10 protein-coding genes are annotated in these 13,549 nt (G+C 60.3%); 8 read left to right on the top strand and 2 right to left on the bottom strand.

Annotation, left to right across the window (positions count from 1 at the left end; genetic code table 11):
• Nucleotides 1-51 precede the first annotated feature (51 nt).
• The 4 genes from uhpC (at nucleotide 52) to fbpC (ending at nucleotide 5,608) form a co-directional block, all read left to right on the top strand.
• Nucleotides 52-1,371: an MFS transporter family glucose-6-phosphate receptor UhpC gene (gene uhpC / locus FQK12_RS15350; RefSeq protein WP_223852531.1), complete on the top strand. Its 1,320-nt coding sequence runs from the start codon at nucleotides 52-54 to the stop codon at nucleotides 1,369-1,371.
• Nucleotides 1,371-2,402: an ABC transporter substrate-binding protein gene (locus FQK12_RS15345; protein ID WP_004133724.1), complete on the top strand. Its 1,032-nt coding sequence runs from the start codon at nucleotides 1,371-1,373 to the stop codon at nucleotides 2,400-2,402. The genes uhpC and FQK12_RS15345 overlap by 1 nt, the downstream gene beginning before the upstream one ends.
• Before the next feature lie 69 nt (nucleotides 2,403-2,471).
• Nucleotides 2,472-4,550, top strand: coding sequence for an ABC transporter permease (locus FQK12_RS15340; protein ID WP_014228121.1), 2,079 nt, complete (start codon nucleotides 2,472-2,474; stop codon nucleotides 4,548-4,550).
• A gap of 11 nt (nucleotides 4,551-4,561) precedes the next feature.
• Nucleotides 4,562-5,608, top strand: coding sequence for a ferric ABC transporter ATP-binding protein (gene fbpC / locus FQK12_RS15335; RefSeq protein ID WP_014228120.1), 1,047 nt, complete (start codon nucleotides 4,562-4,564; stop codon nucleotides 5,606-5,608).
• 89 nt (nucleotides 5,609-5,697) lie between these two features.
• Here fbpC and mmuM read toward each other — a convergent pair whose 3' ends face one another.
• Nucleotides 5,698-6,630: a homocysteine S-methyltransferase gene (mmuM, locus tag FQK12_RS15330; RefSeq protein WP_014228119.1), complete on the bottom strand. Its 933-nt coding sequence runs from the start codon at nucleotides 6,628-6,630 to the stop codon at nucleotides 5,698-5,700.
• Nucleotides 6,617-8,023, bottom strand: coding sequence for an S-methylmethionine permease (gene mmuP, locus FQK12_RS15325; RefSeq protein ID WP_032748168.1), 1,407 nt, complete (start codon nucleotides 8,021-8,023; stop codon nucleotides 6,617-6,619). The genes mmuM and mmuP overlap by 14 nt, the downstream gene beginning before the upstream one ends.
• Nucleotides 8,024-8,252: 229 nt before the next feature.
• Between mmuP and FQK12_RS15320 the strand changes: the two genes are divergently transcribed.
• From FQK12_RS15320 to eutC, 4 genes are all read left to right on the top strand, one after another.
• Nucleotides 8,253-9,635, top strand: a complete 1,383-nt coding sequence (locus FQK12_RS15320) for a glycoside hydrolase family 28 protein (protein ID WP_014228117.1) — start codon at nucleotides 8,253-8,255, stop codon at nucleotides 9,633-9,635.
• 250 nt (nucleotides 9,636-9,885) lie between these two features.
• Complete coding sequence (gene eat / locus FQK12_RS15315) at nucleotides 9,886-11,265, top strand: ethanolamine permease (RefSeq protein WP_014228116.1); 1,380 nt, start codon at nucleotides 9,886-9,888, stop codon at nucleotides 11,263-11,265.
• A gap of 11 nt (nucleotides 11,266-11,276) precedes the next feature.
• The gene (locus tag FQK12_RS15310; RefSeq protein WP_004133738.1) at nucleotides 11,277-12,665 is read left to right on the top strand and encodes an ethanolamine ammonia-lyase subunit EutB; all 1,389 of its coding nucleotides are present in this window, start codon (nucleotides 11,277-11,279) and stop codon (nucleotides 12,663-12,665) included.
• Nucleotides 12,662-13,438: an ethanolamine ammonia-lyase subunit EutC gene (gene eutC / locus FQK12_RS15305; protein WP_004099335.1), complete on the top strand. Its 777-nt coding sequence runs from the start codon at nucleotides 12,662-12,664 to the stop codon at nucleotides 13,436-13,438. The genes FQK12_RS15310 and eutC overlap by 4 nt, the downstream gene beginning before the upstream one ends.
• Nucleotides 13,439-13,549 lie beyond the last annotated feature (111 nt).

The raw sequence follows: 13,549 nt of genomic DNA, 5'->3' as shown, positions 1-13,549 counted from the left end.
AGTCTTAGTCACTCCGGACTTTCTCTCATCCCCTTTCGATTTCACTTTCATATAGTCAGCAAAACGGAGACGGCTATGCGCTCAGCAACCGACATTAATCAACGTTACAGGACGCTGCGTCCGCAGCTGCTGATGTACATGGTCATCGGGTATGCGGCGTTTTACCTGACGCGCAAAAGCGTCAACTACGTTCTGCCAGCGCTGCAAACGGATCTGGGCCTGGATAAAGGCGATATTGGCCTGCTGGGGTCGCTATTTTACCTGACCTACGGCCTGTCGAAGTTTACCGCCGGGCTGTGGCACGACAGCCACGGGCAGCGCTGGTTTATGGGCGCGGGCCTGTTCGCCACCGGTCTGCTGAACGTGGTGTTCGCCTTCGGCGAGTCGCTGACGCTGCTGCTGGCGGTCTGGACGCTGAACGGATTTTTTCAGGGCTGGGGCTGGCCTCCCTGCGCCCGCCTGCTAACCCACTGGTACTCGCGCAACGAACGCGGCTTCTGGTGGGGCTGCTGGAATATGTCGATCAACATCGGCGGGGCGATTATCCCGCTGATTAGCGCCTTTGCCGCCCACTGGTGGGGCTGGCAGGCGGCGATGCTGGCGCCGGGGATGATCAGCATGGCATCAGGCATCTGGTTAACGCTGCACCTGAAAGGAACGCCCCGCGAAGAGGGATTGCCGTCGGTGGGCGCCTGGCGTAACGACCCGCTGGAGCTGCGCCAGGAGCGGCAAAGCCCGCCGATGGGGCTGTGGCAGATGCTGCGTACCACGATGCTGAAGAACCCGATGATCTGGCTGCTGGGCGTCTCTTATGTGCTGGTCTACCTGATCCGCATCGCGCTCAACGACTGGGGCAACATCTGGCTGACGGAGAGCCACGGCGTCAATCTGCTCAGCGCCAACGCCACGGTGATGCTGTTTGAAGCGGGCGGCCTGCTCGGCGCGCTGTTCGCCGGATGGGGCTCGGATCTGCTGTTCAGCGGCCAGCGGGCGCCGATGATTTTACTGTTCACGCTGGGGCTGATGGTCTCCGTCGCCGCGCTCTGGCTGGCGCCGGTACACCACTACGCGCTGCTGGCGGTTTGTTTCTTTACGGTGGGCTTCTTCGTTTTTGGCCCGCAAATGCTGATTGGCCTCGCGGCGGTGGAGTGCGGACACAAAGCGGCGGCCGGTTCCATCAGCGGATTTCTCGGCCTGTTCGCCTATCTGGGGGCAGCGCTGGCGGGCTGGCCTCTGTCGCTGGTCATTGAACGCTACGGCTGGTCGGGGATGTTCAGTTTACTCTCGGTCGCCGCAGTTCTGATGGGTTTATTGCTGATGCCGCTGCTGATGGCGAGCATTACTACCTCTGCTGCTCAAAGGATAAAATAATGAAAAAAACGCTGGTCACTACCCTGATTGCTTCCGGCATTGCGCTGGCGACGTTAAGCGGCGCGGCGCACGCCAAAGGTCGTCTGGTGGTCTATTGCAGCGCCACCAACGAAATGTGTGAGGCGGAAACTAAAGCCTTCGGCGAAAAATATGACGTAAAAACCTCGTTTATTCGCAACGGCTCCGGCAGCACGCTGGCGAAGGTCGATGCCGAGAAGAAAAACCCGCAGGCGGATGTCTGGTACGGCGGCACCCTCGACCCGCAGTCCCAGGCCGGCGAAATGGGCCTGCTGCAGCCCTATAAATCGCCGAATCTTACGCAGGTGATGGAGCAGTTCCGCGATCCGGCGAAGCTGAAAGGCAACTACTCCTCGGCGGTGTACGTCGGCATTCTCGGCTTCGGCGTGAACACCCAGCGCCTGAAAGAGAAAAACCTGCCGGTGCCAAAATGCTGGAAGGATCTGACCAAACCGGAATACAAAGGCGAAATCCAGATTGCCGACCCGCAGAGCTCCGGCACCGCCTACACCGCGCTGGCGACCTTCGCCCAGCTGTGGGGAGACGATCAGGCTTTCGATTATCTTAAACAGCTCAACGCTAACGTCTCCCAGTACACTAAGTCCGGTATCGCCCCGGCGCGCAACGCCGCCCGCGGTGAAACGGCCATCGGCATCGGCTTCCTGCACGACTATTCGCTGGAAAAAGAACAGGGCGCGCCGCTGGAGCTGATCTCGCCGTGCGAAGGCACCGGCTACGAAATTGGCGGCGTCAGTATCCTGAAGGGCGCGCGCAACCTCGACAACGCCAAACTGTTTGTCGACTGGGTGCTGTCGAAAGAGGCCCAGGAGCTGGCGTGGAAGAAAGGCAAGTCTTATCAGATCCTGACCAACACTACCGCCGAAACTTCGCCGAACTCGCTGAAGCTCGACGACCTGAAGCTTATCAACTACGACATGGATAAATACGGCTCAACGGACGTGCGTAAAGCGCTCATCAATAAATGGGTTAGCGAAGTGAAGATGGGTAAATAAGCCCGCACTGCGTTCATTTGCCGGGTGGCGGCATCCACGCCCTACCCGGCCTACGACACCGGAAAACTTATGTCACACACACTTGCACTCCATCCCGTGAAAAAGCGGGATGCGATATTCCTTTGGGTTTTATTCGGCTGGCTGGCGTTCGCCCTGCTGCCGAGCTGGAGCCTGGATTACGGTCTGCTGGAGTCCACGCAAGATGAAATTCTCGCGGCCTACGGCTGGTCACAGTTCAATATCAGCTGGCTGTGGTATCTCCTGCCGAGCCTGCTGCTGATTCGTCCATGGCAGGAAGCCAGCCGGGAGCAGCGCAGCCGCCACTACCTCGACGCCGGCTGGGCGCTCCTCTGTATGGCGTTTATCGTCGTCAGCGCCACCGTGGAAGGCCGCGGGTTAGGCTACGCCACCCTCGTGCTGTTTGTCGCGCTGGGCGCCATCATGACCCTGGCGCTCACCCGCCTGGAATGGCTGGGCGGCGACCGCTTTGTGATTGGTTCGCTGGTCACCATCGTGGCGTTAATCGGCGTCTTTATCGTCTGGCCGAGCATCGCCATTTTCATCCCGATGTTCACCAACGACGCCGGCGAGTTTGCCCCGCTGGCGTTTATGGCCGTGCTGTCGCAGGCGCATATCGTCCAGGTGATCCTCAACTCCATCGCCCTGTCGATTGCGGTAGGCATCGGCTGCACCTTCTTTGGCCTGGTGCTGGCGATTTACACCACCCGCATCGCCAAGCGCAGCGCGATTATTGGCCGCATTTTCTCGATTCTGCCGATCGTCACCCCGCCGTTTGTCGTCGGCCTCGGCGTCACCCTGATGATGGGCCGTTCCGGCTACGTCACCGAGCTGATGGTCGACTGGTTCGGCTTAACCAACACCAACTGGCTGTACGGGTTTACCGGCATCTGGCTGGCGCAGGTGCTGGCGTTCACTCCGATGGCGTTTATGATCCTCGACGGCGCGATTAAAACCATTCATCCGTCGCTGGAGGAGGCGTCGTACACCCTGCGCGCCAGCCGCTGGCAGACCTTTAACGGCGTCTTCGTCCCGCTGCTGAAACCTGCGCTGGCGAACGCGTTTTTAATTGTCATCGTCCAGTCGCTGGCCGACTTCAGCAACCCGCTGGTGCTCGGCGGCAACTTCGACGTGCTGGCGACGCAAATCTACTTCTATATCACCGGTTCGCAGCTCGATTATCAGGCCGCCAGTACCCTGGGCGCGTTCCTGCTGCTGTTCTCGCTGCTGGTGTTCTGCATTCAGTATATGTGGATCGGCAAGCGCTCGTACGTCACGGTTTCCGGTAAGTCCTATCGCGGCGACGTGCAGCCGCTGCCGGTGACCCTGGTGTGGAGCGTGATCGCCATTCTGGCGGTGTGGATCGCCTTCAACGCCCTGCTCTACGGCAGCATTTTCTACGGCAGCTTTACCGTTAACTGGGGCGTGGACTACACCCTGACGCTGGATAACTTTATCAAGCTGTTCGGCCAGGGGATGAGCGACGGTGCCTGGCCTTCGCTGCTCGATACCCTGCTCTACGCCGGGATCGCCGCGCCGATCACCGCCGCCTTCGGCCTGCTGATCGCCTGGATCGTGGTGCGTCAGCAGTTTAAAGGCAAAAAGACCATCGAGTTCACCACCATGCTGTGCTTCGCGGTGCCGGGCACCGTGGCGGGCGTCTCCTATATTCTCGCCTTTAACAGCGCGCCGGTGTACCTCACCGGAACGGCAGCGATTGTGATTATCTCGATGGTGATGCGTAACGTGCCGGTGGGCATCCGGGCGGGCATTGCCGGTTTAGGCCAGATCGACAAATCGCTGGACGAAGCGTCGCTCAGCCTGCGCGCGGGTTCCCTGCGCACCATTACGCATATCCTGCTGCCGCTGCTGCGCCCGGCGATCCTCTCGGCGCTGATCTACAGCTTTGTGCGCTCCATTACCACCGTCAGCGCCATTGTGTTCCTCGTGACGCCGGACACCCGCGTCGCTACCGCCTATATCCTCAACCGGGTGGAAGACGGCGAATACGGCGTGGCGATCGCCTACGGATCGATTCTGATCGTAGTGATGCTGGCGATTATTTTTATCTTTGACTGGCTGATCGGGGAAGCGCGTATCTCCCGGTCAAAAGCCAAAAACCAGGCGTAATGGAGCGCACTATGAGTCAGAAAAATTTTGTTGAACTGCGCAACGTCACCAAGCGATTCGGCAGCAACACGGTTATCGACAATATCAATCTCACCATCCCGCAGGGGCAAATGGTGACCCTGCTCGGCCCTTCCGGCTGCGGTAAGACCACCATCCTGCGCCTGGTCGCCGGGCTGGAAAAACCGAGCGAAGGGCAGATTTTCATCGATGGCGAAGACGTGACCCATCGATCCATTCAGCAGCGCGACATCTGTATGGTGTTTCAGTCTTACGCCCTGTTTCCGCATATGTCGCTGGGGGACAACGTCGGCTACGGTCTGAAGATGCTCGGCGCGTCGCGCGGCGATGTGAAAGCGCGGGTGAAGGAGGCGCTGGCGATGGTGGATCTGGAAGGCTTCGAAGACCGCTATGTCGATCAGATCTCCGGCGGCCAGCAGCAGCGCGTGGCGCTGGCGCGCGCCCTGATCCTCAAGCCAAAGGTGCTGCTGTTTGATGAGCCCTTAAGTAACCTCGACGCCAACCTGCGGCGCAGCATGCGCGATAAGATCCGCGAACTGCAAAAGCAGTTTGATATCACCTCGCTGTACGTGACCCACGATCAGAGTGAAGCCTTTGCGGTTTCCGATACCGTGCTGGTGATGAATAAGGGGCATATCATGCAGATCGGCTCGCCGCAGGATCTTTACCGCCAGCCTGCGTCGCGCTTTATGGCAAGCTTTATGGGCGATGCCAACCTGTTCCCGGCCGCCTTCAGCGAGGGTTTCGTCGATATTTATGGCTATCGGCTGCCGAGGCCGCCGCATTTTGCCGCCCACGGCGAGGGCAGCGTCGGCGTCCGCCCGGAGGCGATCACCCTGAGCGATCGCGGCGAGGAGAGCCAGCGCTGCACGATCCGTCACGTGGCCTATATGGGACCGCAGTACGAGGTGACGGTAGAGTGGCACGGGCAGGAAATTTTGCTGCAGGTGAACGCGACGCGGCTGCAGCCGGACGTCGGCGAGCATTACTATCTCGAAATCCACCCGTACGGGATGTTTGTGTTAGCGGATGCCGGGTGATTGATGCCGGGTAGCGCTTACGCTTACCCGGCCTACGATTCGTGCACGTTGTCGGCCGGGTAAGGCATCAGCCGCCACCCGGCGCAAACTCAACGCCGCGCGTTCAGTTCGGCAATATCCTTCGGCGTCGTGCGGCAGCAGCCGCCAATCAGCTTCGCCCCCGCCGCCAGCCACTGGGGTAAATATCCCGCCAGCGTTGCACAGGCTTCGCCGTGGTGATGCCAGGTCTTGGATACCGGGTCATAGTGCTCCCCGGAGTTAGGATAAACCACCAGCGGCAGAGCCGTCAGGCTATGCAGATGCGCCAGCGCGGCGGTGGTGTTCTCCAGCGCGATACAGTTAATGCCCAGCGCCACCACCTGCGGATAGTTTGCCAGCACACCAATCACTTCCCGCAGCGGCGTGCCGTCGCTGAGATGCTGCGCATCGCGCAGGGTAAACGAGAACCACGCCCGCGCGCGCGGATAGGCGGTCAGCAGCTCCGCCAGCGCCTTCATCTCGGCGAAATTCGGCATCGTTTCGCAGGCCAGCAGATCGGCCCCGGCGTCGAGCAGCGCTTCCACGCGCGGACGATGAAACGCCTGAAATTCCTCACGGCTGCGGACATAATCGCCGCGATACTCCGAACCGTCCGCCAGGAAGGCGCCGTACGGCCCGACCGAACCGGCAACCAGCAGCGCGCCCGCCTGCGGGTTTTCCGCCAGATACGCCTCCCGCGCCTTGCGGGCCAGCTCAACGCTTTTGCCGATCAGCGCTTTCGACTGCGCTTCATCGAGGCCGCGGGCGGCAAAGCCCGCCGGCGTCGCCTGATAGCTGGCGGTGATCGCCACCTGCGCGCCGGCGCGGAAATAGTCGAGGTGAACTTCGCGGATAAGCTCCGGGTTGTCGACCAGCACTTTCGCCGACCACAGGCTGTCGGCAAGATTGCAGCCGCGCGCTTCCAGCTCCGTCGCCATCGCGCCGTCCAGCAGGATAAAGGGCTTTGCGTCAAGGAGGGCGGTTAACGGATTATTCTGCGACATGTTGAGGCTCCTGGGTGAGTTTCCGTGAACGAGTCAGATAATACGCACCATAACACAGTGCCACGAACGGGATCCCGCACCACAGCGCAATCCTCTGACTCGGGTCAAACGCCAGACCCACGCAGGCCACCAGGCAAAGCACAAATCCCAGCGCCGGCACCAGCGGATACCACGGCGCGCGGTAGTGCAGTTCGCTTAGCGCCTTCCCCTGCTGCAGATGGCGGCGGCGGAACATAAAGTGCGAGGCGCAGATGCTCAGCCATACCGCCACCACCGCGAAGCCGGAAATCGCCGACAGCGCGACAAACACCGTATCCGGGGCCACGACGCTGGAGAAGAGCGCCAGCACGCCGCCGAGCATGCTGACTGAAATCGCCGTCAGCGGCACGCCGTTTTTGGTTAATTTAGTAAAACAGGCCGGCAGCGTTTTTTCATTGGAGAGCGACCACAGCATCCGCCCGGAGGCGTAGAGGCCAGAGTTGGCCGCCGACAGAATCGCCGTCAGGATCACAAAGTTAAAGATATCCGCCGCGTAGGGGATCCCCACCTTTTCGAACACCAGCACAAACGGGCTTTTTTCGACTCCCGCCTGCTGCATCGGAATCAGCGCCGCCAGCACGAAGACGGTGCCGATAAAAAAGATAATCAGCCGGGCGATGGTGGTACGAATGGCCACCGGAATGACTTTATGCGGATTCTCCGTTTCCCCCGCCGCGATGCCGATAAGCTCGGTGCCGGAGAAAGCGAAGTTAACCGCCACCATGGTCATCAGGATCGGCAGACCGCCGTGCGGGAACCAGCCTTCGGCGGTGATATTGCGCAGCCCCGGCGCCGGGGAGCCATCCTGCATCGGAATGATGCCGAAGATCGCCGCCCCGCCGAGAATAATAAAGGCGATAATGGTGACCACCTTCACCAGCGAGAACCAGAATTCACCTTCGGCAAAGAAGCGGGTGGAGATAACGTTGAGCGCGAAAATCACCGCGCAGAACACCACGCACCAGACCCATACCGGCACCTGCGGGAACCAGTACTGCATGCAGAATCCGGCGGCGGTGAAGCTTGAGCCAAGCGCGACGGTCCAGGTTAGCCAGTAGAGCCAGGCGACGGTGTACCCGGTCGCCGGGCCGAGATAGCGCGCGGCGTAGACGTGGAACGCCCCGGTTTCCGGCATCGCCACCGAGAGTTCGCCCAGACACTGCATCACCAGCCAGACCACCAGCGCGCCAATCAGATAGGCCAGCAGCGTACCCGCCGCTCCGGTGGTGGAGATGATATAGCCGGTATTAAAAAATAGCCCTGTGCCAATAACGCCACCCAGCGACAGCATAATCAGGTGGCGGGTCTTCATGGTGCGCTTAAGCTGCCCACCTTGTTGTTGTGTTGTTTGCATTTGACCTCATGGGCGTATAGACATCTAAACATCCAGATAAGAGATTCCTTATACCCCGCCTGTCGCCAAATTGCAAAGCGGCCGGGCCTGTCATCTATGCATTCGCCCAAATCATCAGCGCCAGTTATGGGCAGAATAACGACAAAGGACAAACCGTGATCGCCACACTCATAAAATCAAAACATTGGTGCTAGTTTTACAAAACAATAAACCAAAAAAGGATAATGTCATGATACCCCGCGCTTTACCTCTGTGGGCCGCCGCTGCCGCCGTCGGTCTTCTACCGCTGTACGCCGCTCAGGCCGCGAGTTCCGTGAAGTTTCCCGATAAAATCTGTGATATCACCCACTACGGCGCAGAAGGCCATCGGCTGCAAATCGCGCTCAACACCGATGCCATTCAAAAAGCGATTGATGACTGCGCCGCCGCCGGAGGGGGAACGGTGCTGGTGCCAAAAGGTAATTTCCTGACCAACCCGCTGTTTCTGAAGAATAATATTCAGCTTAAGCTGGAGAAAGACGCCACCCTGGTGGCCTCAACCGAAGTGGCTGCCTATCGCGGCGATGATAAAACGCGATACGCCGAAGCTGAAAACGGCTGGCTGCCGTTTATCAGCATCGCCGACGCGCAAAACGTGGCCATCGTCGGTGAAGGCACTATCGACGGCCAGGGCGCGGTGTGGTGGGAGCGCTGGCGGGAAAATATCCGCGCCACCGGCAAGAAAGGCGGTACCGACCGACCGCGGCTGATTTATATCACCCGCGCCAGCAACGTGCTTATCTACGGCGTGACCCTCACCCATTCACCCAGCTTCCACGTGGTCACCCGCTACGCGCACGATGTCGATATCAACGGCACGCGTATTCTTTCGCCGTGGCATGCGCCGAATACCGACGCCATCGATCCTATCGATAGCCAGAATATCCGTATTACCAACAACTATATCGACTGTAACGACGACCATATTGCCATCAAGGCGGAAAAAGCCGACCCGCGCTTCCCGGAGGGCGTGGTGGATAACATCTATATCGCCAACAACACCCTGAAGCAGGGGCGCGGGATCTCCATCGGCAGCGAGAGCGCAGGCGGCGTGAATAACGTGCTGGTGGAAAACAATACCTTCGAAGGTTCGATGTACGGTATTCGGATTAAAAGCCCGCGCGGCAAAGGCGGTGAGGTAAAAAATATCGTCTACCGCAATACCAGAATGCATAACGTTGAGGTGCCGCTGGTGTTCTCCGCCTATTACAAAGCCGCGCCGATTGTGCAGGCCGAGGTCGATAAGCTGTTGCAGGCAGGCGGCTTTACCCTCGGCGAACAGATCTATCCGCCGGACAGCGACCCGAAACAGCCGTTCGATAAATACAAGACTCCGCACTTCAGTAATATCACCGTTGAAAATTTAACCTCCACAGGCGACAGCAAAGCGGCGGCCTATATTATCGGTACCCCGGAAGCGCCGCTCAGCGGTTTCCATTTTAGCAACGTCAATATTGAAGCCGACCGCGGTCTGCGCATTCGCAACGCCGAGCTGGAGAGTAAAGGACTTAACCTGCAGGTGAAAGCAGGTCCGGTAATTCAAAAAGACGCTGGCGCCATCGTGCACCAGTAACGCCACATTTGCGGGCAGCTGCACCACGGCGACTCTCTCGCCGGGCGCAGTCTGCCCCTTTTTTGATCCTCGTTGGCTTAGAGCTTATCCCAACAGGCGTAATCGTTGCAGACAGTTTGGACACGGACAGCGCGAAAGAACCGGAGCGTACACGGAGTACGCGAGGATGATTCGCTACGCTCCCCCTGCGGGCTGCCCTGGCATTCTCTTTGCAACCCTCCCGATATCTTTATCTGGCGAGGCAACGAACATGACAGAGCAAACCACAACGCTAAAAAGAACGCTCGGCAGTTTCCGCTTATGGGGGATCGCCGTTGGGCTGGTTATTTCCGGAGAGTATTTTGGCTGGAGCTACGGCTGGTCCCAGGCCGGGACGCTGGGCTTTATGATCGTCGCGCTGGCCATCGCCGCGATGTACTGCGCCTTTATTTTTAGCTTTACCGAGCTGACCACCGCCATTCCGCATGCGGGCGGGCCTTTTGCCTACGCCTACCGCGCCTTTGGCCCGACCGGCGGGTTTATCGCCGGCTTCGCGACCCTGATTGAATTCGTCTTCGCCCCGCCCGCCATCGCCATGGCCATCGGCGCCTATCTTAACGTGCAGTTTCCGGCGCTCGACCCCAAATGGGTGGCCTGCGGCGCCTACATCATCTTTATGACGCTGAATATTCTCGGCGTGGGTATCGCCGCGACCTTTGAGCTGGTGGTGACGTTATTAGCGATTTTCGAACTGCTGGTGTTTATGGGCGTTGTCGCGCCGGGCTTCTCCTGGAGCCACTTTACCGCTAACGGCTGGGCGGGCGCGGAGAGCTTCAGCGGCCTGGCGCTGCCGGGGATGTTTGCCGCCATCCCGTTCGCTATCTGGTTCTTTCTGGCGATTGAAGGCGCATCGATGGCCGCCGAAGAGGCGAAGGATCCGCAGCGCACCATTCCCCGGGCGCTGGGCGGCGGCATCCTGACCCTGACCGTGCTGGCGATTGGCGTGATGATTTTTGCCGGCGGCGTGGGCGACTGGCGAACCCTGGCCAATATTAACGACCCGCTGCCGCAGGCGATGAAAATGGTGGTCGGCAACAGCAGCGGCTGGCTGCATATGCTGGTGTGGCTGGGACTCTTCGGCCTGGTGGCCTCGTTCCACGGGATTATCATGGGCTACTCGCGGCAGATTTACTCGCTGGCGCGCGCGGGCTATCTCCCCGCCAGCCTGGCGACGCTGAACCGCCGCACCCGCACGCCGCATCTGGCGATCCTCGCCGGTGGCGTGGTGGGCATCGCCGCCATTTTCTCCGATTCGCTGATCACCATTAGCGGGATGCCGCTGACCGCCTGTATCGTCACGATGTCGGTATTTGGCGCTATTGTTATGTATATCACCTCGATGGCGGCGCTGTTTAAACTGCGCCGCAGCGAGCCGAAGCTGATTCGACCGTTCCGCGCGCCGCTCTATCCGTGGGCGCCGGCCTTCGCGCTGGCCATGGCGGTACTCTGCCTGGTGGCGATGGTCTGGTACAACACCCTGCTGGCGCTGATTTTCGCCGCCATGATGCTCGGCAGCTACCTGTGGTTTCGCAAGACCGCAGCGGCCCGCCAGCGCGCGGCGGTGGATCCGCAGCTGCGTACGGTCTCCTGAGGAGGCGACACATGTATAAAACCACGCTATCGGGCCAGGTATGGCGCTTTGATAGTCTGAAAACCTTGATGGCGAAGGCCTCCCCTGCGCGTTCCGGCGACGCGCTGGCGGGCGTTATCGCCGGCTCCGCCGAAGAGCGGATGGCGGCAAAAATGGCGCTGGCGGAGGTTCCGCTCACGGAGATTCTCGATAATCCGCTGATTCCCTACGAGCAGGATGAGGTGACCCGGCTGATCCTCGATACCCACGACGCCCGGGGCTTCGCGGCGATTCGCCACCTTACGGTCGGCGATTTTCGCGACTGGCTGCTCGACGACGCCACCGATGAAGCGGCGCTGCGCCAGGTCGCCCGCGCGATAACCCCGGAGATGGCCGCCGCGGTCAGCAAGCTGATGCGCAATCAGGATCTGATCCTCGCCGCCAGCAAATGCCGGGTCGTCACCCGTTTTCGCAATACCATCGGCCTGCCGGGGCGCCTGAGCGTGCGCCTGCAGCCCAATCACCCGACCGATGATATGAAAGGCATCGCCGCCAGCATGCTCGACGGCCTGCTGTACGGCGCCGGGGACGCGGTGATCGGCATCAATCCGGCCAGCGACAGCCTGCCGGTGCTGGCGCAGCTGAACCATATGCTTGACGATATTATTCAGCGCTTCGCCATCCCCACCCAGTCGTGCATTTTGACCCACGTCACCAACACCCTGCAGCTGATTGAGCGCGGCGCACCGGTGGATCTGGTGTTCCAGTCGGTGGCCGGTACCGAAGCCGCCAACAGCGGTTTCGGCATTAATCTGGCGCTGCTGCAGGAAGCGCGGGAAGCGGCGCTTAGCCTGAACCGCGGCACGCTGGGCAACAACGTGATGTATTTTGAAACCGGCCAGGGCAGCTGTCTTTCCGCCAACGCCCACCACGGCGTTGATCAGCAGACCTGCGAAGCCCGGGCCTATGCCGTCGCCCGCCATTTTGAACCGCTGCTGGTCAATACGGTGGTGGGCTTTATTGGCCCGGAGTATCTGTACGATGGTAAGCAGATTATCCGCGCCGGGCTGGAAGATCACTTCTGCGGCAAGCTGATGGGGCTGCCCATCGGCTGCGACGTTTGCTACACCAATCACGCCGAAGCGGATCAGGACGATATGGATACCCTGCTGACGCTGCTCTGCGCGGCCGGGCTGACCTTTTTGATCGGCGTTCCGGGGGCTGACGATATTATGCTCAACTACCAAAGCACCTCGTTCCACGATGCCCTTTACGCCCGCCGACTGCTGGGTTTACAGCATGCGCCTGAGTTCGCCGACTGGCTGACGAAGATGCAAATTATTGACCGCCACGGCGCGCTGCGTCTGACCGATGCCCGCCATCCGCTGCTTTCCGTCCTGCCGCAAGGAGAACCGGTATGAATCCTCCCGACGCCTGGAACCCGCTGCGTGAATTTACCGATGCGCGGATTGCGCTGGGGCGCAGCGGCGCCAGCCTGCCGACCCGCGAAGTGCTGAATTTCGGCCTCGCCCACGCCCGGGCGCGCGATGCCATTCACCAGCCTTTCGCCAGCGACCAGTTAGTCCAGCCGCTGGCGGAGCTGGGGCTGTCGACGCTGACCGTCCGCAGCGCCGCCAGCGATCGCCATGTCTATCTGAATCGCCCGGATCTGGGGCGACAGCTGAACGAAGAGAGCCGCGCCGACCTCGCCGCCAGCGGCGCGCGCCCCGCCGACCTGCTGCTGGTGATTGGCGACGGGCTGTCGTCGTACGCCGTGCAGCGCCAGGCGGTGCCGCTGATTCGCGCCCTGCTGCCCTATCTGAAAACCCTCGGCCTGAGCCTGGCCCCGGTGGTGCTGGCGCACCAGTCGCGGGTCGCGCTGGGCGATGATATAGGCGAAACGCTGAAGGCCAGAGCGGTGGCGATATTGATTGGCGAAAGGCCCGGGCTCTCCTCGCCGGATAGCCTCGGGGTGTATTTAACCTGGCAGCCGCATCGTCAGCGGCTGGAGTCGGAGCGCAACTGTATTTCTAATATCCGTCCGGAAGGACTGAGCTTTGATGCCGCCGCTTTTAAGCTGGCCTGGCTACTGGAGCAGGCCTTTTTGCGGCGGCTTACCGGAGTGCGCCTGAAAGACGAAAGCGATAATCCGGCGCTGCATGGAAAAATAAAACCGTTGAGCCAGTTAAAATAATAAGTCACGCGGGCAGCAGAATAGATTTTTAATATTATCGAGCGCACCTGAATATTATATTCGGGTGCGCGCTGAAATTGCGGGCTTTCCAGGCCGGGTAAGGTGTCAGAC

This window comes from Klebsiella sp. ME-303 (assembly GCF_007910085.1).
GTDB classification, from domain to species: Bacteria; Pseudomonadota; Gammaproteobacteria; order Enterobacterales; family Enterobacteriaceae; genus Klebsiella; species Klebsiella michiganensis.
This window is presented reverse-complemented; position numbering and strand designations above follow the sequence as displayed.

Bases quoted from the DNA above. Each gene is read 5' to 3' on its own strand.
- eat (WP_014228116.1), top strand. From the start codon at position 9,886: ATGACAGAGCAAACCACAACGCTAAAAAGAACGCTCGGCAGTTTCCGC.
- eutC (WP_004099335.1), top strand. From the start codon at position 12,662: ATGAATCCTCCCGACGCCTGGAACCCGCTGCGTGAATTTACCGATGCG.
- FQK12_RS15310 (WP_004133738.1), top strand. From the start codon at position 11,277: ATGTATAAAACCACGCTATCGGGCCAGGTATGGCGCTTTGATAGTCTG.
- FQK12_RS15340 (WP_014228121.1), top strand. From the start codon at position 2,472: ATGTCACACACACTTGCACTCCATCCCGTGAAAAAGCGGGATGCGATA.
- FQK12_RS15345 (WP_004133724.1), top strand. From the start codon at position 1,371: ATGAAAAAAACGCTGGTCACTACCCTGATTGCTTCCGGCATTGCGCTG.
- mmuM (WP_014228119.1), bottom strand. From the start codon at position 6,630: ATGTCGCAGAATAATCCGTTAACCGCCCTCCTTGACGCAAAGCCCTTT.
- mmuP (WP_032748168.1), bottom strand. From the start codon at position 8,023: ATGCAAACAACACAACAACAAGGTGGGCAGCTTAAGCGCACCATGAAG.
- FQK12_RS15320 (WP_014228117.1), top strand. From the start codon at position 8,253: ATGATACCCCGCGCTTTACCTCTGTGGGCCGCCGCTGCCGCCGTCGGT.
- fbpC (WP_014228120.1), top strand. From the start codon at position 4,562: ATGAGTCAGAAAAATTTTGTTGAACTGCGCAACGTCACCAAGCGATTC.